Annotated in this window: 16 protein-coding genes; 10 read left to right on the plus strand and 6 right to left on the minus strand. The window is 61.7% G+C overall.

What is annotated here, in order from left to right; all coding sequences use genetic code 11:
- Positions 1–10 precede the first annotated feature (10 nt).
- On the minus strand, positions 11–715 hold the full coding sequence (treR, locus tag CER19_RS03485; protein WP_116665408.1) for a trehalose operon repressor: 705 nt from the start codon (positions 713–715) through the stop codon (positions 11–13).
- Between the two features lie 237 nt (positions 716–952).
- On the opposite strand from treR, the gene treP reads away from it, so the two are divergent.
- From treP to CER19_RS03520, 5 genes are all read left to right on the plus strand, one after another.
- Positions 953–2,395, plus strand: coding sequence for a PTS system trehalose-specific EIIBC component (gene treP / locus CER19_RS03490; RefSeq protein WP_116665409.1), 1,443 nt, complete (start codon positions 953–955; stop codon positions 2,393–2,395).
- A 122-nt stretch (positions 2,396–2,517) separates the two neighbouring features.
- A complete protein-coding gene (treC, locus tag CER19_RS03495) occupies positions 2,518–4,164 on the plus strand; it encodes an alpha,alpha-phosphotrehalase (protein WP_116665410.1) in 1,647 nt (548 codons plus the stop codon).
- A gap of 165 nt (positions 4,165–4,329) precedes the next feature.
- Positions 4,330–5,550, plus strand: coding sequence for a carbohydrate porin (locus CER19_RS03505; RefSeq protein ID WP_116665412.1), 1,221 nt, complete (start codon positions 4,330–4,332; stop codon positions 5,548–5,550).
- A gap of 207 nt (positions 5,551–5,757) precedes the next feature.
- Positions 5,758–8,292 carry a phosphoenolpyruvate--protein phosphotransferase gene (gene ptsP / locus CER19_RS03515; RefSeq protein ID WP_116665414.1) on the plus strand — a complete coding sequence of 845 codons (2,535 nt, stop codon included), beginning with the start codon at positions 5,758–5,760 and terminating at the stop codon, positions 8,290–8,292.
- Between the two features lie 2 nt (positions 8,293–8,294).
- Complete coding sequence (locus tag CER19_RS03520) at positions 8,295–8,573, plus strand: PTS transporter subunit EIIB (RefSeq protein WP_116665415.1); 279 nt, start codon at positions 8,295–8,297, stop codon at positions 8,571–8,573.
- Between the two features lie 136 nt (positions 8,574–8,709).
- Here the strand turns inward: CER19_RS03520 and mltF are convergent, their stop codons facing one another.
- Positions 8,710–10,170 (minus strand): membrane-bound lytic murein transglycosylase MltF, encoded by a 1,461-nt coding sequence (mltF, locus tag CER19_RS03525; protein ID WP_116665416.1) that lies wholly within the window; start codon positions 10,168–10,170, stop codon positions 8,710–8,712.
- A gap of 286 nt (positions 10,171–10,456) precedes the next feature.
- On the opposite strand from mltF, the gene purL reads away from it, so the two are divergent.
- The 5 genes from purL to CER19_RS29000 all read left to right on the plus strand — a co-directional run bounded on the left by purL (position 10,457) and on the right by CER19_RS29000 (position 16,381).
- Positions 10,457–14,353: a phosphoribosylformylglycinamidine synthase gene (purL, locus tag CER19_RS03530; protein ID WP_116665417.1), complete on the plus strand. Its 3,897-nt coding sequence runs from the start codon at positions 10,457–10,459 to the stop codon at positions 14,351–14,353.
- A gap of 4 nt (positions 14,354–14,357) precedes the next feature.
- Positions 14,358–14,669: an NIF3 1 gene (locus CER19_RS03535; RefSeq protein WP_003193986.1), complete on the plus strand. Its 312-nt coding sequence runs from the start codon at positions 14,358–14,360 to the stop codon at positions 14,667–14,669.
- A gap of 313 nt (positions 14,670–14,982) precedes the next feature.
- Positions 14,983–15,621, plus strand: a complete 639-nt coding sequence (locus CER19_RS03540) for a DUF6036 family nucleotidyltransferase (protein WP_116665418.1) — start codon at positions 14,983–14,985, stop codon at positions 15,619–15,621.
- A complete protein-coding gene (locus CER19_RS03545; protein ID WP_116665419.1) occupies positions 15,605–16,051 on the plus strand; it encodes a hypothetical protein in 447 nt (148 codons plus the stop codon). The genes CER19_RS03540 and CER19_RS03545 overlap by 17 nt, the downstream gene beginning before the upstream one ends.
- Positions 16,052–16,117: 66 nt before the next feature.
- Positions 16,118–16,381, plus strand: coding sequence for a DUF6124 family protein (locus tag CER19_RS29000; RefSeq protein WP_116665420.1), 264 nt, complete (start codon positions 16,118–16,120; stop codon positions 16,379–16,381).
- Between the two features lie 114 nt (positions 16,382–16,495).
- On the opposite strand, the gene nagE is transcribed toward CER19_RS29000, so the two are convergent.
- The 4 genes from nagE to nagA are packed head-to-tail and all read right to left on the minus strand — an operon-like array spanning position 16,496 to position 22,870.
- Positions 16,496–18,193, minus strand: coding sequence for an N-acetylglucosamine-specific PTS transporter subunit IIBC (nagE, locus tag CER19_RS03555; protein WP_116665421.1), 1,698 nt, complete (start codon positions 18,191–18,193; stop codon positions 16,496–16,498).
- A gap of 26 nt (positions 18,194–18,219) precedes the next feature.
- On the minus strand, positions 18,220–20,730 hold the full coding sequence (gene ptsP / locus CER19_RS03560) for a phosphoenolpyruvate--protein phosphotransferase (protein WP_116665422.1): 2,511 nt from the start codon (positions 20,728–20,730) through the stop codon (positions 18,220–18,222).
- A 30-nt stretch (positions 20,731–20,760) separates the two neighbouring features.
- Positions 20,761–21,771 (minus strand): SIS domain-containing protein, encoded by a 1,011-nt coding sequence (locus CER19_RS03565; protein ID WP_116665423.1) that lies wholly within the window; start codon positions 21,769–21,771, stop codon positions 20,761–20,763.
- Positions 21,764–22,870, minus strand: coding sequence for an N-acetylglucosamine-6-phosphate deacetylase (nagA, locus tag CER19_RS03570; protein WP_116665424.1), 1,107 nt, complete (start codon positions 22,868–22,870; stop codon positions 21,764–21,766). Before nagA ends, CER19_RS03565 begins: the two co-directional genes overlap by 8 nt.
- Between the last annotated feature and the right edge of the window lie 18 nt (positions 22,871–22,888).

Below are 22,888 nucleotides of genomic sequence, written 5' to 3' on the forward strand. Positions count from 1 at the left end.
TGTGTCCAGCTCAGCGTCGCGCAATATCCGAAAAGTAAAACTTATCCAGCGTATGCCGCGACTCGGTGTACTCGAACTGCCTCCCGTCCTGCAAAAACGTCTGGTTACTCACCACGATCACATGGCTTTGCCCATCAAGGTCCAGGTGTGCCTGGTCGTCTTTGCTGCGCGGCAGGGCTTCGATGGTGCGCTGCGCATAGCTGATTTGCAGCTGCAACGTCTGTTCGATAAACGCGTAGATCGACTGTTCGGCGATCTCTCGATCCAGGCCGGGGATCAGGTCAGCGACGAAGTGGTTGATGTCGAGGATCACCCGTTTGCCGCCGATGCGCCGCACCCGTTTGACGCGGGTGATCAGCGTGCCGGGTTCGGCCTCGATGTGTTGCAGCAGTGACCCTTCCAACGGGATCTGGGTGAACTCGACCACTTCGGTGCGTACGTCATCGCCCAGGTCGGCGTGGGTCTCGTGGAAGCTGACGATGCCGCCCAGTTGGAACTCGATCGGGTTGGGCGACAACACAAAGGTGCCCTTGCCGTGGATCTTTTGCGCAAAGCCACGTTCCTGCAACTGCTCGATGGCGCGCCGCACGGTGCCACGGCTGGCCTGGTAGGCGTCCATCAGTTCGGTTTCGGAGGGAAGGCGCGTACCGCGTTGCAGGCGTTCTGTGGTGATGCTGGCAAGCAGATCCGTATAGATCTGGTTGTATTTGCTCATGAGATGGCTCTGTGCCTGGCTTGCATTCAAGGCAGGAACCTTAGTGGCAGAGGTGGGGTTTGTCCATTGGGCACCCGTGCAGCCAGGGGGAAAATCTGACAGGCAGTTCGCAATAATAAACAAAAGTGTAACTCGTACAGACGAGTTGTTGATTTAACTCGTACAGACGAGTACTTTTCCCCTCGGCGCGCTGCCAATGACTGCCACCCATAAAAACAATCACAGTGGAAAACGATCATGAGCCACGACTATTCGACTATCGCCCGCGAGATTCTCGAGCACCTCGGGGGCAGCGACAATCTTGAGCAAGCCGCCCATTGCGTAACCCGCCTGCGCCTGGCGCTCAAAGACCCGAACCTGGTCAACAGCAGTGCGTTGAACCAGGTCGATCTGGTCAAGGGCTCGTTCTTTACCGGCGGCCTGTTCCAGGTGGTGATCGGCCCCGGCGAAGTGGAAAGGGTCTACGCCGCCCTGCGCGAACAGACCGGCCTTGCCGCCGCCACCATTGCCGACGTCAAGAAGAAGGGCGCCGACAAGACCAACGCCATGCAGCGTCTGGTGCGGGTGTTCTCCGATGTGTTCATGCCGATCCTGCCCGCGCTGATCATTGCTGGCCTGTTGATGGGTGTGAACAACCTGATGGGTGCCCAGGGCATGTTCATCGAGGGCAAGACGCTGCTGGAGGCGTATCCGAACCTGGATGGCCTGTGGAGCCTGATCAACCTGATGGCCAACACCTCATTCGTGTTCCTGCCTGCACTGGTGGGCTGGTCGGCGGCCAAGCGTTTCGGCGGCAGTGAAATCCTTGGCATCGTGCTGTGCCTGATGCTGGTACACCCGGACCTGCTCAATGCCTGGAACTACGGCAAGGCGGTCGCCGGCCTCGACGGCCAGAGCATGCCGTACTTCGATATTTTTGGCTGGTTCCAGATTGAGAAGGTCGGCTACCAGGGGCAGATCCTGCCGATCCTGCTGGCGGCCTATGTGATGAGCGTCATCGAGAAGTGGCTGCGGGCACGGGTGCCCAATGCGATCCAACTGCTCGTGGTGCCGATCACTACCATCGTCGTCACCGGTGTGCTGGCCCTGGCGATCATCGGCCCGGTGACCCGCCACCTCGGCATCCTCATCACCGAAGGCGTGGTCACCCTGTTTGATCTGGCGCCGATGCTTGGCGGTGCGATTTTCGGCCTGCTCTATGCACCGCTGGTGATCACCGGCATGCACCACATGTTCCTGGCGGTCGACCTGCAGCTTATTTCCACCCAGGGCGGCACCTTTATCTGGCCGATGATCGTCATGTCCAACCTGGCCCAGGGCAGCGCCGCCCTCGGGGTGTTCTACATGACCCGCAATGCGCGGGACAAAAGCATGGCCTCGACCTCGGCCATTTCCGCTTACTTCGGCATCACTGAGCCGGCGATGTTCGGTGTGAACCTGCGTTTCAAATTCCCGTTCTATGCCGCGCTGCTGGGCTCGGCGCTGGGCAGCATTTTCCTGTCGTTGAACAAGGTGCAGGCCTCGGCCATCGGCGTCGGTGGGCTGCCCGGGTTTATCTCGATCGTGCCGAGCGCCATTCCGATGTTCGTGATTGGCATGGTCGTGGCGATGGTCGTGCCGTTTGCGCTGACGTGCATGTTGAGTATGAAGATCGTTCGGCCTGGTTACCGGGTCGCCTGAAGATCGCTATCGCAGGCAAGCCAGCTCCCACAGTGATGTGTGAACACATTCAAATGTGGGAGCTGGCTTGCCTGCGATGAGGCCGGAAGGGCCAACACCCAACTCTACTGAAGGAACCCACCATGCAAACCTGGCAACACTCGGTGATCTACCAGATCTACCCCAAAAGCTTCCACAGCCACGCGGGTAACGCCACCGGTGACCTGTTGGGCATCGTGGACAAACTCGACTACCTCAAGTGGCTGGGCGTGGATTGTCTGTGGGTCACGCCGTTCCTGCGCTCGCCCCAGCGCGACAACGGCTACGACATCAGCGACTACTACGCCATCGACCCCAGCTACGGCACCATGGCCGACTGTGACCTGCTGATCTGCGAAGCGGCCAAGCGCGGCATCAAGCTCATGCTCGATATCGTGGTCAACCACACCTCCATCGAGCACGAGTGGTTCCAGCAGGCGCGCAGCAGCCTCGATAACCCCTACCGCGACTTCTACATCTGGCGCGACCAGCCGAATAACTGGGAATCCAAGTTCGGCGGTTCGGCCTGGGAATATGAGGCGCAGACCGGCCAGTACTACCTGCACCTGTTCGACCACACCCAGGCCGACCTGAATTGGGACAACCCCAAGGTGCGCGCCGAAGTATTCAAGTTGATGCGCTTCTGGCGCGACAAAGGCGTGGGTGGTTTCCGCCTGGACGTGATCAACCTGATCTCCAAGCCCGCTGACTTCCCCGAAGACAACAGCGACGGCCGCCGCTTCTACACCGACGGCCCGAACGTGCACCAATACCTTCAGCAAATGCACCGCGAAGTCTTCGAAGGCCATGACCTGATCAACGTTGGCGAGATGTCGTCCACCAGCCTGGAGCACTGCATCCGCTATTCGCGGCCGGAGTCGAAAGAACTGTCGATGACCTTCAACTTTCATCACCTCAAAGTCGATTACCCCAACCTGCAAAAGTGGGTGAAAGCCGACTTCGATTTCCTGCAACTCAAGCAGATTTTCTCTGACTGGCAAATGGGTATGCAGGCCGGTGGCGGTTGGAACGCGCTGTTCTGGTGTAACCACGACCAGCCACGGGTGGTCTCGCGTTTTGGTGACGAGGGTGAACACCGCGTGGTCTCGGCCAAGATGCTCGCCACGGCGCTGCACTTTCTCCAGGGCACGCCATATGTGTACCAGGGCGAAGAGTTGGGCATGACCAATCCGGGCTTCGACACAATCTCGCAATACCGCGACGTGGAGACGCTGAATATCTTCCGGCTCAAGCGCGATGCGGGAGAGTCGGAGGCGTCGAGCATGGCGGCGATCATGCAGAAGTCCCGCGACAACGGCCGTACGCCGATGCAATGGAACAACCAGGCCAATGCCGGTTTCAGCCGTGGCGAGCCATGGATTGGCATCCCGGCTAACGCCGCACAGATCAACGTGGAAAGCCAGTTGGAGGACCCGGACTCGGTGCTGCATCACTACCGCGCCTTGATTGCCCTGCGACGCCGCGAACCGCTGATCCAGGAAGGTGTTTACCGGCAACTGCTGCAAGGCCATCGCCAGGTCTGGGCGTACCTGCGCGAAGGTCATGGCGAGCGCCTGCTGGTGCTCAACAACTTCTACGGCACGCCGTGTGAAATCCAACTGCCCGACCACGTGATCAACCCGATGTGCGGGCAACGTCTGTTGATCAGCAACTACCCCGATTGCCCGCTGCGCACGAGCACGGTGGTGCTACGCCCCTATGAATCCTTCGTGCTGCACCTGACGGGTTGAAATGCCCCTGTAGGAGCGAGCTTGCTCGCGAAGATCGTCAACGATAACGCGCCCCTCCAGGTGTTGCGTGGAAGCTGCAAGTTCTTCGCGAGCAAGCTCGCTCCTACAGGTGATCGCGTCACGCAAGACAGTAAGAAAAAACAATAAAAATAAAAGGAGCGCTTCATGAAAACAACAATAAAGCTGGGCCTTATAGCGTCGTGCCTCACGGTGCCTTTTGGCGTCCAGGCCCTGGAGTTCGCCGGGTATTTGCGCAGCGGCGCGGGCACGTCAACGGGCAGCGGCAAGCAGCAATGTTTCCAACTGCCGGGTGCACAAACCAAATACCGCCTGGGTAACGAATGCGAGCAGTACGCCGAGCTGGAACTGCGTCAGGATTTGCTGACCTTCGACGACGGTTCGGTGCTCAGCGTCGATGCCATGGCTTCCCTCTACAACAAGTACGACCGCGCCCTGAAGTTTCAGGGCGAAAACAATGGCTCGGCGCGCATGCCACAGATGTATGCGCAATGGTCCAACCTGCCCAGTCTCAATGGCGGTTCGCTGTGGGCCGGGCGGCGTTACTACAAACGTAACGACATCCATATTTCCGACTTCTACTACTGGAACCAGAGCGCCACCGGTGGTGGTATCGAGGACGTGCTGATTGGCGGTTTGAAATACAGCTACGCCCTGTCGCGCAAGGACAACCTGTACCAGAAGGAATACGCCACCCGTCACGACTTCAACGTCGCAGGTTTCAAGACCAACCCCGGTGGCGAACTGGAACTTGGCTTGAGCTACATCGCCAAGGCCGGTGGGCGTGACACCAACAGTGGCTGGGCGCTGACGGCGCAGCATGTGCAGGCGGCCTTCCTGGGTGGCAAGAACAAGTTTGCCCTGCAGTACGGCGAAGGCCCCGGCACCGGCCTGGGTTACACCGGCAATACCACGTTGGACAAAAGCAGCAAAAGTTACCGCGCCGTGGAGTTCTTTGATTGGCAGGTGACACCGCGTTTCGGTGGGCAAGTCGAGGCGGTGTACCAGAAAGATGTACGCCCTGGGCGTCAGGATCAGAACTGGATGTCCCTGGGTGTGCGCCCGGCGTATGCGCTCAGCGAGCAATTCAAACTGGTCACTGAGCTGGGGCACGATCAGGTCGAGGCCACCGGCGGTACGCGCAAATTGAGCAAATTTACCTTCGCCCCGACCTGGTCGCCCAAAGGCCCTGAGTTCTGGGCGCGGCCGGAAGTACGGTTGTATTACACCTATGCGTCCTGGAACAAAGCGGCCAAGCGTGCGGCCAATGAGCTGGCGGCGGGCTCGGCGTTGTCCGACACCGGCGCCTATGGCACGGCGCGGCATGGGTCGAACGTCGGTGTGCAGGTCGAATATTGGTGGAAGTAATCCGGGCTCGTGTGTGCGGGCTTACTGTGGCGAGCAAGCTTGCTTGCGCTGGGGTGCGAAGCGCCCCCAAACGCCTGCGACTGCTGCGCAGTCGAGCGGGAGCAAGCTCCCTCGCCACAGCAAGCCCGCTCCCACCTTTGATCTTCGTCATCCCTAACCTTGCATTGACTCAATGATTTTTAAAGAACAACACAAACAGGTGAAGTCATGACCACATCTCAACCCCTGGAACTGCTGGCACCCTTGTCCGGGGTTTTGCTGGCGCTGGATCAGGTCCCCGACCCGGTATTTTCCGGCCGCGTGATTGGCGATGGCCTGTGCATCGACCCCACCTCGCAGACCCTCTGCGCGCCGTTGGCCGGGGTGATCAGCAATATTCAGGACAGCGGCCACGCCGTCAGTGTCACCGCCGATAACGGTGTGCAGGTGCTGCTGCATATTGGCCTGGACACCGTGAACCTGGCGGGCCAGGGCTTCACCCGGTTGGTCAAGGAGGGCCAGCGGGTGGAGGCCGGGCAGCCGCTGATCGAGTTCGATGCCGACTATGTGGCGCTCAATGCACGCAGCCTGCTGACCTTGATGCTCATTGTGAGCGGCGAGCCGTTTGTGCCATTGGTGGCCGGTCAGGCGCTGGTCGAGTCCGGCCAGCCTCTGGTGCAGGTCTCACCGGGGCCGATGCCCGCTGAGGTGGACGAGGAAGAGGGTAATGCGCTGTTTTCCAAGCCAGTGACACTGCCCAATGCCAGCGGCTTGCACGCCCGCCCTGCGGCGGTGTTTGCCCAGGCGGCGAAGGGGTTCAGTTCCAGCATTTTTCTGCACAAGCAAACCCTGAGCGCGAATGCCAAGTCACTTGTGGCGATCATGGCGCTGCAAACCTCCCAGGGCGACAGCGTGCAAGTGAGCGCGGCGGGGGAAGATGCCGAGGCGGCGATCCACGCGCTGGTGGCGTTGTTGCTCGACGGCTGTGGCGAGACGCTGCCGGTAGCGGTCGAGACAATCAACAAGCCCGCCACGCCTGCGTCTTCGGCGTCCGTGTTGCGAGGCGTTTGTGCGTCGCCGGGCTCGGCGTTCGGCCAGGTGGTCCAAGTGGCTGAACCGACGCTCGAAATTCCCGAAGCCGGTGCGGGAGAAACCTTCGAACGTACCGCATTGGCCCGTGGCCTGCGGGCGGCAAACGAGGCGTTGCAAGCGTTGCAGGCCAAGGCAGCCGGCAGCGCCCAGGCCGAGATCTTCCGCGCCCATCAGGAATTGCTCGAAGACCCGACCCTGCTTGAGCAAGCCCATAGCCTGCTGGCCGAAGGCAAGAGCGCCGCCTTTGCCTGGAACACGGCCACGGTGGCGACCGCCAGACTCTTCGAAGGCTTGGGTAAAACGTTGCTGGCTGAGCGTGCGGCGGATTTGGCCGACGTCGGCCAGCGCGTGCTCAAGTTGATCTTGGGAGTACCTGAGCGATCCATGGAGCTGCCGGAGTGCGCCATCCTGGTCGCTGAACAACTGACCCCCTCACAAACCGCCGGCCTGGATACCAGCAAAGTGCTGGGTTTCGTCACGGTCGCCGGTGGTGCGACCAGCCACGTGGCCATCCTCGCCCGGGCCCTCGGCCTGCCGTCCCTTTGCGGTGTACCCAGCCAAGTATTGGCCTTGGCCAACGGCAAGCGGGTACTGCTCAATGCCGACAAAGGCGAGCTGCAGCTGGAGCCGAACCTGGCTGAAATCGAGCAACTGCAGGCGGTTCGACAACAGCAAAAGCTGCGGCTGCAGCGTGAAGTGGCACAGGCCTCCCAGGCGGCGGTCACCCGCGATGGTCACCACGTCGAGGTCACAGCCAACGTCGCCTCATTGCAGGAAGTGCAACAGTCACTGACTCTGGGCGGTGAAGGCGTGGGCCTGCTGCGTTCGGAGTTCCTCTACCTGGAGCGCAACCGTGCGCCGAGCGCAGAGGAGCAGGCCGACACCTACAGCGCCATCGCCCGCGCCCTCGGCACTGAGCGCAATCTGGTGGTGCGTACTCTGGATGTGGGCGGCGATAAACCCTTGGCCTATGTGCCGATGGAAAGCGAGACCAACCCATTCCTTGGCCTACGCGGGATCCGCCTGTGCCTGGAACGCCCCGAACTGTTGCGTGAACAATTGCGTGCGATTCTTGCCAGCGTCGGCTTGGCGCGGCTGCATATCATGTTGCCGATGGTCAGCCTGCTGTCGGAACTGCATCTGGCGCGCAAAATGCTCGAAGAGGAAGCGCAGGCGCTTGGCCTGAGCGAACTACCCAAACTGGGCATCATGATCGAAGTGCCGAGTGCGGCGTTGATGGCGGATGTGTTTGCGCCCCATGTGGATTTCTTCTCCATCGGCACCAACGACCTCACCCAATACCCCCTGGCCATGGACCGCGACCATCCGCGCCTGGCCAGCCAGGCCGACAGTTTTCACCCGGCCGTCCTGCGCCTGATCGACATCACCGTCAAGGCGGCCCATGCCCACGGCCAGTGGGTAGGCGTATGTGGTGCGCTGGCGTCCGAAACCCTGGCGGTGCCGATGTTGATCGGCCTGGGCGTGGATGAGCTGTCGGTCAGCGTGCCGCTGATCCCCACCATCAAGGCCACCGTGCGCGAGCTGGACCTGCACGACTGCCAGATCATTGCCCGCCAGGTGCTGGGCCTGGAAGAAGCCGACCAAGTGCGCGAGGCCCTGCGCCTGTACCACGCGGCCACCGTTGAAACCTCACCTGTCGTGGAGCACTGAGCATGTTCGAGAAATTGCAGCGGGCGTTCTGGAAAGCCCTGACGCCTGATTTGGTAGCGGAGACGGTTGCACCGACGACGCCGAGCCTGTTGTCGGCCTATGTGGTGAGTGCATTGGGCGGGGAGGGGAACGTCACGTCACAGCAGCGCGTGGCACTCACGCGGGTGCGCGTGCAATTGAAGGAGGCGGGGCGTTTGGATGAGTCGGCGTTGAAGGCAGCGGGTATACCGGCAGTGATGGTGTTGACGGGTGGGGTGGTCCATCTGCTCACCGGCCTATAAGGCGACGATGATCACATGTGGGAGCCGGGCTTGCCCGCGATAGCGGTGTGTCAGGCGCCGACTACCTTGACTGTCAGGCCGCTATCGCGGGCAAGCCCGGCTCCCACAGGGATTTGCAGTGTTCAGGCTGCCGTGATCAGAGTTGTGGGGTGTCTTGTGGCGGCTTGGTCTTGTCCACGCCCGGCACATGCAGATTGCCTTCCACCACCTGGTTACCCTCCAGCTGCGGCTGGGTCACCCAGGTGAGGATGTCGTAGTAACGCCGGATGTTCGCCACAAAATGCACCGGCTCTCCGCCGCGGGCATAGCCGTAGCGGGTCTTGCTGTACCACTGCTTCTGCGACAGGCGTGGCAGCATCTTCTTCACGTCCAGCCACTTGTTCGGGTTCAGGCCTTCTTTCTTCGCCAGGATGCGTGCGTCGTCCAGGTGGCCGGTGCCCACGTTATAGGCGGCGAGGGCGAACCAGGTGCGGTCGGGCTCGGCGATCTTGTCGTCCAGCTCATCCTTGATCCGGGCCAGGTACTTGGCGCCGCCCATGATGCTCTGCTTGGGGTCCAGGCGGTTGGACACGCCCATGGCTTGCGCGGTGTTCTGGGTCAGCATCATCAGGCCGCGCACACCGGTCTTGGACGTGACCGTGGGTTGCCACAGCGATTCCTGATAACCAATGGCTGCCAATAACCGCCAATCGACTTTCTCGGCCTTGGCATAGGCGCGAAAGTGCTTCTCGTACTTAGGCAAGCGTTGCTGCAGGTGCTGGGCAAAGGTGTAGGCGCCGACATAGCCGAGTACATCGACGTGCCCGTAGTAGCGGTCCTTCAGGCGTTGCAAGGTGCCATTCTTCTCGACCTTGTCCAGGTAACTGTTGATCTCGTTGAGCAGGCTGTTGTCTTCACCGGCCGCCACCGCCCAGCTCTGGTTGCTGGCATTACCGAGGTCGAAGGCCACGCGCACATTGGGGAAGTACACCTGGTTCATGGCCACTTCGTTGGAGTCCACCAGGGTCAGGTCGATTTGCCCTTCGTCGACCATGCGCAGCAAGTCCACCACCTCAACGGCGTCGGATTCTTCGTATTCAATCGCCGGGTTCTGTTTTTTCAGCGCCGCCAGTTGCTCGGCGTGGGTGCTGCCCTTGAGCACCATGATCTTCTTGCCCACCAGGTCGGCGGCGTTGGTGGGGCGCGATTGGCCGTTGCGGTAGATGATCTGCGGGGTGACTTCAAGGTACGGGTGGGAGAAGCGCACCTGCTGCTGGCGCTGGTCGCTGCTCACCAGGCCGGCGGCGGCGAGTACCGGGCCATTGGGTTTGCCCAGCCGGCTGAACAGGTCGTCGAGGTTGTCGGCTGTCTCGATTTCCAGCTTCACCCCCAGGTCGTCGGCAAAGCGCTTGACCAGTTCGTATTCGAAGCCGGTTTCACCGTTGCGATCCTGGAAATACGTAGCGGGACTGTTGCGAGTGACCACCCGCAATACGCCATCCTCCTTGATTCGCTCCAGTGTGCTGGGTTTATCAACACAGGCACTGAGCATCAGGAAGAGCAAGGTGGCGATGAGCCATTTGACGCATCGCAGGCGCGAAACAGTTGGGAAGAACATCTGCGCAGTATACGCAAACGGCTCACGGCGCCATATCTCGACAGCGGCGCACTTGTCTGCTAGCCAGCGTAAAACTGTGCTGCAGCCCGCAGAAACGGGGCTTGGCGACCGTTTGTGACGGTTAAAATAACTGCGCCCAGTGCCCTGGAGAGTGCTGTGGTCGCAGGCAAAGCGTGCCAACTGACGTTCGGCGGCGGCCATCGGTAGCGTTTCGGGTGCCGTTGGCGAAGGTTTACGCTAGAATGCACGGCCTCAAAGCACACCCCTTCCCGAGGCTGTCCCGAAGATGTTGATCCTGCGCGGCGCTCCTGCCCTTTCTGCCTTTCGCCACAGCAAACTCCTTGAGCAACTGAGCCAGAAGGTTCCAGCTGTTACAGGCCTGTACGCTGAATTTGCTCACTTCGCCGACGTTACCGGCGTCTTGACCGCCGACGAACAGCAAGTGCTGGCACGCCTTCTGAAGTACGGCCCAAGCGTTCCCGTTCAAGAGCCGACTGGCCGCTTGTTCCTGGTACTGCCACGGTTCGGCACCATCTCGCCCTGGTCGAGCAAGGCCAGCGACATCGCCCGCAACTGCGGCCTGGATAAAATCCAGCGCCTGGAACGTGGGATTGCCTTCTACGTCGCCGGGCAGTTCAGCGACGCCGAGGCCGAGCTGATCGCTAGCAGCCTGCACGACCGCATGACCCAGATCATCGTCAGCCAGCTGGAACAGGCTGCCGGCCTGTTCAGCCATGCCGAACCCAAGCCGCTCACCGCGATTGACGTGCTGGGCGGTGGCCGCGCCGCCCTCGAGAAGGCCAACACCGAGCTGGGCCTGGCCCTGGCCGAGGACGAAATCGACTACCTGGTCAACGCCTTCAACGGCTTGAAGCGCAACCCCCACGACATCGAACTGATGATGTTCGCCCAGGCCAACTCCGAGCACTGCCGTCACAAGATCTTCAACGCCAGTTGGGACATCGACGGCCAAAGCCAAGAGAAAAGCCTGTTCGGCATGATCAAGAACACCTACGTAATGCACAGCGAAGGCGTTCTGTCGGCTTATAAGGACAACGCCTCGGTGATCGTCGGCTCCGTCGCCGGCCGTTTCTTCCCCGACCCTGAAACCCGCCAGTACGGCGCGGTGCAGGAGCCGGTGCACATCCTGATGAAGGTTGAAACCCACAACCACCCGACCGCGATTGCCCCGTTCCCGGGCGCAGCCACCGGGTCTGGCGGCGAAATCCGTGACGAAGGCGCCACCGGCCGTGGTGCCAAGCCCAAGGCGGGCCTCACCGGTTTCACCGTGTCCAACCTGCAGATCCCAGGCTTTGAACAGCCGTGGGAAGTGCCGTACGGCAAACCTGAGCGCATCGTCACCGCGCTGGACATCATGATCGAAGGCCCGCTGGGCGGCGCCGCGTTCAACAACGAATTCGGGCGCCCGGCGCTCACCGGTTACTTCCGGACCTTCGAGCAGTCCATCACCACCCCGCGTGGCGATGAAGTGCGCGGCTACCACAAGCCGATCATGTTGGCTGGCGGCATGGGCAACATCCGTGAAGAACACGTCAAGAAAGGCGAGATTCTGGTTGGCTCCAAGCTGATCGTGCTCGGCGGCCCGGCGATGCTGATCGGCCTGGGCGGCGGCGCGGCCTCTTCCATGGCCACCGGCACCAGCTCGGCCGACCTGGACTTTGCTTCTGTACAGCGCGAAAACCCTGAGATGGAGCGCCGCTGCCAGGAAGTCATCGACCGTTGCTGGCAGTTGGGTGACAAGAACCCGATCAGCTTCATCCACGACGTCGGCGCCGGCGGTTTGTCCAACGCCTTCCCGGAACTGGTCAACGATGGCGAGCGTGGTGGCCGTTTCGAGCTGCGCAACATTCCAAACGACGAGCCGGGCATGGCCCCGCACGAAATCTGGAGTAACGAATCCCAGGAACGCTACGTACTGGCCGTTGGCCCTGAAGACTTCGCGCGCTTCCAGGCCATCTGCGAACGCGAGCGTTGCCCGTTTGCCGTGGTCGGCGAAGCCACTGCCGAGCCGCAACTGACAGTCACCGACAGCCACTTCGGCAACAGCCCCGTGGACATGCCGTTGGAAGTGCTGCTGGGCAAGGCCCCGCGCATGCACCGTTCGGCCAACCGTGAAGCCGAGCTGGGCGATGACTTCGACCCAAGCACGCTGGACCTGGCCAACAGCATCGAGCGCGTGCTGCACCACCCGGCCGTGGCGAGCAAAAGCTTTTTGATCACCATCGGCGACCGCACCATCACAGGCCTTGTTGCCCGTGACCAAATGGTCGGCCCATGGCAAGTGCCGGTGGCTGACGTTGCTGTCACCGCCACCAGCTTTGACGTGTACACCGGTGAAGCCATGGCCATGGGCGAGCGTACGCCGCTGGCCCTGCTGGACGCTCCGGCGTCGGGCCGCATGGCCATTGGTGAAACCCTCACCAACATTGCGGCCTCGCGTATCGGCAAGCTGTCCGACATCAAACTGTCGGCCAACTGGATGTCCGCTGCCGGTCACCCGGGTGAAGATGCACGCCTGTACGACACGGTCAAAGCCGTCGGTATGGAGCTGTGCCCGGAGCTGGGTATCACCATTCCGGTGGGCAAGGACTCCATGTCCATGGCCACCCGTTGGAACGAAGACGGCACCGACAAGAGCGTCACGTCGCCGCTGTCGTTGATCGTCACCGGCTTTGCGCCAGTCACCGACATCCGCCAGACCCTGACCCCGCAACTGCGCATGGACAAGGGCACCACCGACCTGATCCTGATCGATCTGGGCCGTGGCCAGAACCGCATGGGCGCCTCGATCCTGGCGCAAACCCATGGCAAGCTCGGCAAGCAGGCCCCTGACGTCGATGACGCCGAAGACCTCAAAGCCTTCTTCGCCGTGATCCAGGGCCTGAACGCCGATGGCCACCTGCTGGCTTACCACGACCGTTCCGACGGTGGTTTGCTGACCAGCGTTGTCGAAATGGCCTTCGCCGGTCACTGCGGCCTGAACATCGTGCTCGACAGCGTTGCCGAGGATGCTGCCGAAATCAACGGCATCCTGTTTAACGAAGAATTGGGTGCGGTGATCCAGGTGCGCCAGGACGCTACCCCAGACGTGCTCGCGCAGTTCAGCGCCGCTGGCCTGGCCGAGTGCGTGGCGGTGATTGGCCAGCCGATCAACAACGGCGAAGTCAATATCTCGTTCAATGGCGACACGGTCTTTACCGGTCAGCGCCGTCTGCTGCAACGCCAGTGGGCCGAGACCAGCTACCAGATCCAGCGCCTGCGTGATAACGCCGACTGCGCCGAGCAGGAATTCGACGTGATCCTGGAAGAAGACAACCCGGGCCTGAGCACCATGCTCAGCTTCGACGTCAACCAGGACATCGCCGCGCCTTACATCAAGAAGGGCATCCGCCCACAGGTTGCCGTACTGCGTGAGCAGGGCGTCAACGGTCAGGTGGAAATGGCGGCCGCGTTCGACCGCGCCGGCTTCAATGCGATCGACGTGCACATGAGCGACATCCTCGCCGGTCGCGTTGACCTCAACGAGTTCAAGGGCCTGGTGGCCTGCGGTGGTTTCTCCTACGGCGACGTGCTGGGTGCCGGTGAAGGCTGGGCCAAGTCGGCCCTGTTCAACAGCCGTGCCCGCGATGCGTTCCAGGGCTTCTTCGAGCGCAACGACAGCTTCACCCTGGGGGTGTGCAACGGTTGCCAGATGATGTCCAACCTCAGCGAACTGATCCCGGGCAGCGAGTTCTGGCCGCACTTTGTGCGCAACCGTTCCGAGCAGTTCGAAGCCCGTGTTGCCATGGTGCAGGTGCAGGAGTCCAACTCGATCTTCCTGCAAGGCATGGCCGGTTCGCGTATGCCAATCGCCATCGCCCACGGTGAAGGCCATGCCGAATTCAGCAGCGAAGAAGCGCTGCTTGAAGCCGACCTGTCCGGCACCATTGCCCTGCGCTTTGTCGATAACCACGGCAAGGTCACCGAAAGCTACCCGGCCAACCCGAACGGCTCGCCGCGCGGGATTACCGGCCTTACCAGCCGCGACGGCCGCGTGACCATCATGATGCCGCACCCGGAGCGCGTATTCCGCGCCGTGCAGAACTCGTGGCGTCCGGAAGAGTGGAACGAAGACGGCGCCTGGATGCGCATGTTCCGCAACGCCCGTGTGTGGGTGAACTAAGGCCGTGTACAAGCTCGCCTTCTTCGTGCCCGACAGCCATGTGGAGACAGTGAAAACCGCCGTCTTCGCAGCCGGCGGCGGGCGCATCGGCGACTACGACAGCTGCGCCTGGCAAGTGCTGGGCCAGGGCCAATTCCGCGCGTTGGACGGCAGCCAGCCGTTTATCGGGCAGGTCGGCCAGGTTGAAGTGGTTGAAGAGTGGAAGGTTGAGCTGGTGGTGGCGGATGAGTTGATTGTGGCTGTTGTGGCTGCTCTCAAACTTAGCCACCCGTATGAGACTCCAGCGTATGAGGTGTGGCAGTTGGCGGATTTTTGATCGGCTGGCTGCATAAACAAGAAACCCGCTGGGCCAGTTTGGTCAGCGGGTTTTTTGTTGGCTGTAAGTGCCAATCGCAGGCAAGCCAGCTCCCACATTTGACCCCGTTGTCAGACCGTACATCAATCCCATGTAGGAGCTGGCTTGCCTGCGATGGCGTCGGTGCAAGCGCCTCAGAACTTTCCGACAAGCCTTTCAGGTTGTCCCTCGGAACCTGTCTCCCTAGCCTCAATCGGTCGCTGATAACTCAGTGATCGGGGCTTGAATTCAAGACCCGTCCAGCAATGATCTTGCGTACGGTTTGAAATTCAATATGCAAATTCCAGATTTCGTTGTTCCTCGCCTCAATACCAGCTCTGCGCTAGGGCAAGCTCTGATTTCAATGTTCAGAGCCATTGAAATGGAATTGACGCTCGAAGGTGCCAGTCCGGGCGCGGTCCAGGTCATTGTATTCGGTGGTTGTGCTGTTCATTTATATACCCACCACCGTGTGTCCACGGACGTGGATGCGGAGATTTATTGCGCAAATACTCAAGACACGCTGCGCCTACGAACATTGCTTGCAGAGTTTCCAGAACAGTTTTTCGATGAGCAGTCTGGCCGTGTCATGGAGTTGAACTATGACCTCCAATACAACACTAGCTTTGGTCCGCTCCACGAAGACTACTGGGAGCGAAGTCTTCCCCTGGAAGAGTTTCCTCTTGAGTCTGCGCTGCATCTTCATGTAGCTGCGCCTATCGACATTGCAATCTCCAAATTGGGCAGAGCCACTGATCAGGATGTAGATGACATCATGGTGTTGCTCAGGGCTGGCTTCATAGTGACCGCTGAGCTCCGTCAGCTGGCATTGCAGGCGATTGATATGTATGTTGGCAACAAAGAGCCACCCAGATCCATACTGACCAATATCTTGCACGATTATCTGGAGACTGCAGATGGCGAAGCCCTTTAACGGTCCGGTCCTCTCGTCCGCCTTGGACACACTGGTCAAAAGCCCCTTGAATCAGGCTGATGATGCTGCCTTGGTCAGTGCAGCGAAAGCTGTGTGGTATTCGGATACGAATCTTGTGGGCGAGGTGAGGGCGTTCATGCAGGAGCACTCCAGTGAGGTAGAGCTTCGTCGCGCAGGCTATTTGCTGGAGCGCTTCACACGCTTTTCGTGTGCGACCGATAGTCGGGTAAAGGAAGCGTTGAAGGCGCTTGAACTGTTCTCAGCCTCAAGGCAATACGTGAAATCCCAAGGCGCTGTTGCGTTGCGCAGTCGTCGTGACGAACTGGCAATGTCCTGGGGATTAAGTGAGGGTCTGGGTTTGAAGGTTCAGACCTTGATGCCTTTTCAGACCCGCCACTATGAAGCCGAACAGCGTGCGGCGTCTGCCTAGGTATAGATAGCTATCAAAGAACCCGGCTTAGGCCGGGTTTTTGCTGTCTGCGATGTCTTCAGTTCTATCTCATCTCAAGCCGAGTCCCGCCAAGCTGGTGATTCACCGTCCGACCAGATCTTCACCGTACTACCCAGTCTGAACGTCGAAACCCTGCTCGCCAATGCTTCCCAAGACCTGGCATCCGTACAGGCACTGGCGGGTAATCTGGCTTTTGACGTCGACGGCCCGCAGCGTGATGCAGTGCAGGGCATTCATCGGATGGTAGAGGGCATTCAGTTGATGGTGGATCGAGTACTGGATCTACAGGAAGTACCCATCAGCAACTGAATAAACCACACTCTGTGGCGAGGGAGCTTGCTCCCGCTGGAGTGCGCAGCGGCCCCAAAATTCCTGGGAGCGCTTCGCAGCCCAGCGGGAGCAAGCTCCCTCGCCACAGGGTGATCAGGCGTTGATCGGGCGGGTAACCAACCGCTCCAATGCCTCACCGAGTCCCGACGCCTTATCACCAACCAACAAGTGCCAGACACCACTATCCAGTTGGCTCACCCCTTGGCATCCGAGCGCGGTGAGGCCAGCGTCGGACACCACCGAGTCATCCCTCAACTCCACCCGCAACCGGGTCATCGCCACCGCTTCCAGCTGGCGCACATTCCCTCGGCCACCCAACGCATTCAGCCATTTCTCGGCCTCCTGCACATTCACCGTCACGGGCTTATCCACAGGCGCAACTGCTACAGGCACTGCAGCAACAAACCCCGGCATTGCCAAGCGGATTTCATCAGCAATGCTATCGGCCATCGGCCCGACCACTACCTGCAAGCTCCCACCATTCCCCGGCCGCACCACAGCCATGGCGCCCAGCGCTTTGAGCTGCGCATCCACCGCCTTGTTGCGATCCACCATGTCCAGACGCAGACGCGTGGTGCAAGCGCCCACACTCAGCAGGTTCTCAGCACCGCCCAACGCCTGGATATAAGCCGTCGCACGCTGGTTGTCACTCATCGCTTCGGCCTGCACCACCTGGATATCTTCCCGCCCCGGCGTCTTCAGGTTGAAGCGGCGGATGCAGTAGCTGAACACCGTGTAGTAGATCACCGCGTATGCCAGGCCCACCGGCACCACCAGCCAGCCATTGGTGGACTTGCCCCAGCCCAGCACCATGTCGATAAACCCTCCGGAGAAGGTAAAGCCCAGGTGGATATTCAGCAGGTCGGTGACCGCCATCGACAGGCCGGTGAGCAGTGCGTGAATCAGGTACAGGAACGGCGCCAGGAACATGAAGGCAAATTCAATCGGCTCAGTCACCCCGGTCAGGAACGAGGTCAGCGCCATCGACAGGAAGATCCCGCCCATCACTTTGCGCCGCTCAGGCAACGCATTGCGGTACATCGCCAGGCAGGCAGCCGGCAAGCCGAACAGCATCACCGGGAACATGCCGGTCATGAACTGGCCGCCTTTGGGGTCGCCGGCAAAGTAGCGGGTCAGGTCGCCCGTGACCACCGCGCCGGTTACCGGGTCGGTGAAGCTGCCGAACACGAACCACGCCATGTTGTTAAGGATGTGATGCAAACCGGTGACGATCAGCAGGCGGTTGAACACGCCAAACACGAACGCACCGAGGCTGCCGCTTTCCATCAACAGCACGCCGAAGCTGTTGATGCCATGCTGGATCGGCGGCCAGATCAGGCCGAAGATCACGCCCAGGCCCACCGCGCTGAAGCCGGTGACAATCGGCACAAACCGGCGCCCACCGAAGAACGCCAGGTACTCCGGCAACTTGATGTCCTTGAAGCGGTTATACAGCCCCCCGGCCATCAAGCCGCTGGCGATACCGGCCAGCATGCCCATGTTGATGGTGGTGTCCATCACCTTGAGCGTGGAGACCATCACCAGGTAACCAATCGCCCCGGCCAGGCCCGCAGTGCCGTTGTTGTCACGGGCAAAGCCCACGGCAATGCCGATGGCGAAGATCAGCGCCAGGTTGGCGAAGATCGCCTGGCCGGCGTCGTGCATCACCGCGATGTTGAGCAAATCGGTGTCGCCCAGGCGCAGCAACAGGCCGGCGATTGGCAGGATCGCAATCGGCAGCATCAGGGCGCGGCCCAGGCGTTGCAGGCCTTCGATAAAGTGTTGGTACATGGCGTGTCTCCCTATTCTTGTTGTTTTCAGCTCAGCGGCCAGTGGTGTTGACAGGCTTGGCGAACGGCCTTGGCGCTGCTCAGGTCGAGCAGCTCAAGGCTCAGTTGCCGGCATTGCGCCGCGTCCAGGTGGCGGACGCGGTCCTTGATTTCGCCGATCTGCGGCGGGCTTACCGACAGCTCGGTGACGCCCAGGCCAACCAGTACTGGCGTGGCCAGCGGGTCGGAGGCCAAGGCGCCACACACGCCAACCCAACGGCCATGCTTGGCTGCGCCGGCACAGGTTTGGGCGATCAGTCGCAACAGCGCCGGGTGCAGCGCATCGACGCGGGCTGCCAAGCCTGCGTGGTCGCGGTCCATGGCGAGGGTGTACTGGGACAGGTCATTGGTGCCGATGGACAAAAAGTCCGCATGTTCGGCCAGTTTCTCGGCCATCAGCGCGGCGGCGGGCACTTCGATCATCACGCCCAGTTCCGGGCGCTGGGTCAGTGCCAGCTCCACGCACAACTCATCCAGGCGCTGACGAATCTGCAGCAGTTCATCCACCTCGCTGACCATCGGCAGCAGGATGCGGCAGCGCGCCAGCGGCGAGACTTGCAGCAGGGCACGCAGTTGCTGGTCGAGCAGTTCGGGACGCACCTGAGCCATGCGAATGCCGCGCAGGCCCAGCACCGGGTTGGCTTCGACGGGCAGCGGCAGGTAGTCGAGTTGCTTGTCGCCGCCCACGTCGATGGTGCGGATGATCACCGACTTGTCGCCCATGGCATCCAGCACGGCCTGGTAGGCCTGGCGCTGTTCTTGCTCATCCGGCGCGGTACGACGGTCCACAAACAGGAATTCGGTGCGCAGCAGGCCGACGCCATCGGCGCCGTTTGCAAACGCCAGTTGGGCCTCGCTGCTGGAGGCGACATTGGCGGCGATTTCGATGGTCACGCCATCGTGGGTCAGCGCCGCTTGCTGGGCTTGGGCCTGCTGCTCTTTACGACGCAGTTTTTGTGTTTCGCGAATCTGGTGGACTTCGGCATGGCGCGCTTCGCTGGGGGCCAGTTCCAGGCGCCCATTAGCGGCATCGAGCACCACCCGTTGGCCTTGGGGAACGTCGAGCACTTCATCGCCCAACGCCACCACACAGGGCAAGCCTTTGCCCCGCGCCAAAATGGCCACATGGGAAGTCGCGCCGCCTTCGGCCATGCAGATGCCCGCGGCCTGTTGCGTGCTCAGTTGCAGCAAGTCCGAGGGCGTCAGTTCATGGGCGCTGACAATCGCACCGGCCGGCAATTCGAAATGCCAGGCTTCACCCAGCAAGGCACGCAGTACTCGTTGTTGCAGGTCGCGCAGGTCGTTGGCGCGCTCGGCGAACAGCGGCTTGCCCAACGCCAACAGTACGGCGCATTGGGCCTGTATCGCATCGCGCCAGGCGTGGGTGGCGGCGCTGCCCTGTGCGATGGCGGCGGTGGCCGCGTCGAGCAATGCGGGATCTTCCAGCAGGGCGAGGTGGGCGGCGAAGATCTCTTCTTCTTCGACGTTCTTGCGTTGGCGAGCATGGTCCAGGGTGCTGCGGATTTCGCCGCGCACTTGCTCAAGGGCCGCATCCAGCTGTTGCCGTTGCTCCTCGACGTTATGGCTGCCGGTGTCTTGCGGCAGCTCGATGCCCGTGAGGCGGAACAACGGCCCGCACACCAGGCCCGGTGCCGCGCACACGCCTTGGAGTACATTGGCTTCGGTATTCACGCGACGGGGCGTGGCCACGACCTGCGCCTGATGTTCCTCGTGCACCACCACAGACAACGCGGCGACCAGTGCCTGCAACGCGGCTTCGCAATCGGTGCCACGGCAGGTCACCCGCACCTCGTCGCCCTCGCCAATGCCCAGCCCCATCAGGCCGATCAGGCTGTCACACGCCGCTGACTTATCGCCGATGTGCAGCTGCGATTGGCTGCTGAAACCTTGCGCCGTCTTGCGCACCAGCGCGGCAGGACGCGCATGCAAGCCGCCACGGTGGGTGATGCGTACCGTGGCGCTCACTTCTGCGACCGAGTTATCCACAGCGGTTTGAACCGGCGCGGATGTGCGCAGGGCAATCCGCATCAGTGATTCACCGAGCTTCACGGTCTTGCTCGCGATGGGTTGCAGCTCGAAGCGGTCACTGTTGGTCAGGATGATCAGGCTCACCAGGCTTTTGCACTGGCGCGCAATGCGGTCCAGGTCAAACTGCACCAACGGCTGGCCCTCGCTCACCCGTGCGCCATCCTTCACTAGCAAAGCAAAGCCTTCGCCATTGAGCTCCACGGTGTCGATGCCCACGTGCATCAGCACTTCGGCACCGTTGTCGGCGCGGATGGTCAGCGCATGCCCGGTGCGGGCGACATGGATGATCACGCCGTCACAGGGCGCCTGCAGGCAGTCGTTCAGCGGGTCGATAGCGATACCGTCGCCCATGGCGCCGCTGGCGAACACTTCGTCGGGGACGCGGTTCAGGGCCAGCACCGGCCCACTCAAGGGGGCGCTAAGGGTCAATGGATTATTGTTGTTGGGCATGGGCACGGTACTCATCAGGAAAACGCCGCTTTAGTGCGTGCGGGTGACTTTGCTCAGGTGGCGCGGCTGGTCCGGGTCCATGCCCCGTGCCTGCGCCAGGCCGGCGGCCATCACGTAGAAGCTCTGGATCGCCAGGATCGGGTCCAGGCTCGGGTGTTCGGCGCAGCTCAGCGTCAGGTCGCGTTCGGCGATATCGTCCGGTGCGGCCAGCAGCACGCGGGCACCGCGTTGGCGCATATCGGCGGCCAGGCTCAGCAGGCCGGCCTGCTCGGCGCCGCGTGGAGCGAACACCAGCAGGGGGTAGTTCTCGTCGATCAGCGCCATCGGCCCGTGGCGCACTTCGGCGCTGCTGAAGGCTTCGGCCTGGATCGCCGAGGTTTCCTTGAGCTTGAGCGCGGCTTCCTGGGCGATGGCGAAACCGGCGCCACGACCAATCACCATCAAGCGCTGGCTGCCTTTAAGGGCGTCGATGGCCGTGCGCCAATCCTGTGTGGCGGCGTCACGCAGGCCATCGGGCAAGGCCTGACAGGCTTGCAGCAAGTCGGCTTCCTGATTCCAGTGGCCGATCAGTTGCGCACTGGCGCTGAGGGTGGCGATAAAACTTTTGGTGGCGGCCACGCTGAGTTCCGGCCCGGCGCACAGCGGCACGTGGAACTCGCAGGCCGCTTCCAGCGGCGAGTCTTCGGCGTTGACCATTGAGATGCTCAAGGCACCCCGCTTGCGTAGCAGGCGCAGGCTGTTGACCAGATCCGGGCTCTGCCCCGACTGGGAGAACCCAAACGCCACTTGGCCGCTGACCTTCATCGGCGCCTGCAACAGGGTCACCACCGACATCGGCAGCGACGCCACCGGAATGCCCACGTGCTGCATGGCCAGGTAAGCGAAGTAACTGGCGGCGTGGTCGGAGCTGCCGCGAGCGATGGTCATCGCCACTTGCGGCGGCTGGCGGCGCAGGCGCCCGGCGATTTCTTCCAGCATCGGGTCCAGGCGTTGCAGTTGGGCCGCGACGGCGTCGCAGGAGGCCAGGGCCTCTTCAAGCATCTTTGAAGTCAATGGTTTCTCCTTCGACCATTACGTCGATGAGTGTCAGGGAGCGGTCCAGGCGCACGCAGTCGGCAAAGCTGCCGGGTTGCAGGCGGCCGCGTTCTTCCAGGCCCAGGTAGTCCGCAGGAAATTGCGACAGGCGTTGTGAGGCTTCACTGATTGGCAGGCCGATTTTCACCAGGTTGCGCAGCGCCTGATCCATGGTCAGGGTGCTGCCGGCCAGGGTGCCGTCGGCCAGGCGCACGCCGCCCAGGCATTTGGTCACGGTGTGGCTGCCCAGCTTGTATTCGCCATCGGGCATACCGGCGGCGGCGGTGGAGTCGGTGACGCAGTACAGGCAAGGGATCGAGCGCAACGCCACGCGCATGGCGCCGGGGTGCACATGCAGCAAGTCCGGGATCAGCTCGGCGTACTGGGCGTGGGCCAGCGCGGCGCCGACGATGCCGGGTTCGCGGTGATGCAGCGGGCTCATGGCGTTGTACAAGTGGGTGAAGCTGGTGGCGCCAGCGGCCAGGGCGGCAACGCCTTCTTCATAGCTGCCCAGGGTGTGGCCGATCTGCATGCGCACGCCGCGTTCGCTGAGGGCGCGGATCAGAGCGTCGTGGCCGGCGATTTCCGGGGCGATGGTGATCACCCGGATCGGCGCCAGGCGCAGGTAGGCTTCCACTTCCTGCATCAACGCGGTGTGGGCGAAGTTGGGTTGGGCGCCGAGTTTTCCCGGATTGATGTAGGGACCTTCCAGGTGCACGCCGAGTACGCGGGCGCTGCCGGCTGGGCGCTGTTCGCAGAACGTGCCGAGCTCACCGAGCACGCGGGAGATTTCTTCCACCGGCGCCGTCATGGTGGTGGCCAGCAGCGAGGTGGTGCCAAAACGTACGTGGGTACGGGTGATAGTCTCGAAGGCGCCCGCACCTTCCATGATGTCCGCGCCGCCACCGCCATGCACATGCAGGTCGATAAAGCCCGGCAGCAGGTAGGGCAGGTCGTTGTCGGCCGGGTCGCAGGGCGTGCCGTCAATGGCGACCACCTTGCCGTGCTCATGCACCAGGCGACCGCGCATCCAGCCGCTGGGCGTGAGGATATTGTCTTCAGTCATGGGCAGTTCTCTAAGTTC

This window comes from Pseudomonas sp. GL93 (assembly GCF_003408955.1).
In the GTDB taxonomy this organism is placed as follows: domain Bacteria; phylum Pseudomonadota; class Gammaproteobacteria; order Pseudomonadales; family Pseudomonadaceae; genus Aquipseudomonas; species Aquipseudomonas paracarnis.

Coding starts and splice junctions, on each gene's coding strand:
- treC (WP_116665410.1), top strand. CDS start 2,518: ATGCAAACCTGGCAACACTCGGTGATCTACCAGATCTACCCCAAAAGC.
- mltF (WP_116665416.1), bottom strand. CDS start 10,170: ATGTTCTTCCCAACTGTTTCGCGCCTGCGATGCGTCAAATGGCTCATC.
- nagA (WP_116665424.1), bottom strand. CDS start 22,870: ATGACTGAAGACAATATCCTCACGCCCAGCGGCTGGATGCGCGGTCGC.
- CER19_RS03540 (WP_116665418.1), top strand. CDS start 14,983: ATGCAAATTCCAGATTTCGTTGTTCCTCGCCTCAATACCAGCTCTGCG.
- purL (WP_116665417.1), top strand. CDS start 10,457: ATGTTGATCCTGCGCGGCGCTCCTGCCCTTTCTGCCTTTCGCCACAGC.
- CER19_RS03545 (WP_116665419.1), top strand. CDS start 15,605: ATGGCGAAGCCCTTTAACGGTCCGGTCCTCTCGTCCGCCTTGGACACA.
- ptsP (WP_116665422.1), bottom strand. CDS start 20,730: ATGCCCAACAACAATAATCCATTGACCCTTAGCGCCCCCTTGAGTGGG.
- CER19_RS03505 (WP_116665412.1), top strand. CDS start 4,330: ATGAAAACAACAATAAAGCTGGGCCTTATAGCGTCGTGCCTCACGGTG.
- treP (WP_116665409.1), top strand. CDS start 953: ATGAGCCACGACTATTCGACTATCGCCCGCGAGATTCTCGAGCACCTC.
- CER19_RS03520 (WP_116665415.1), top strand. CDS start 8,295: ATGTTCGAGAAATTGCAGCGGGCGTTCTGGAAAGCCCTGACGCCTGAT.
- treR (WP_116665408.1), bottom strand. CDS start 715: ATGAGCAAATACAACCAGATCTATACGGATCTGCTTGCCAGCATCACC.
- ptsP (WP_116665414.1), top strand. CDS start 5,758: ATGACCACATCTCAACCCCTGGAACTGCTGGCACCCTTGTCCGGGGTT.
- nagE (WP_116665421.1), bottom strand. CDS start 18,193: ATGTACCAACACTTTATCGAAGGCCTGCAACGCCTGGGCCGCGCCCTG.
- CER19_RS03565 (WP_116665423.1), bottom strand. CDS start 21,771: ATGCTTGAAGAGGCCCTGGCCTCCTGCGACGCCGTCGCGGCCCAACTG.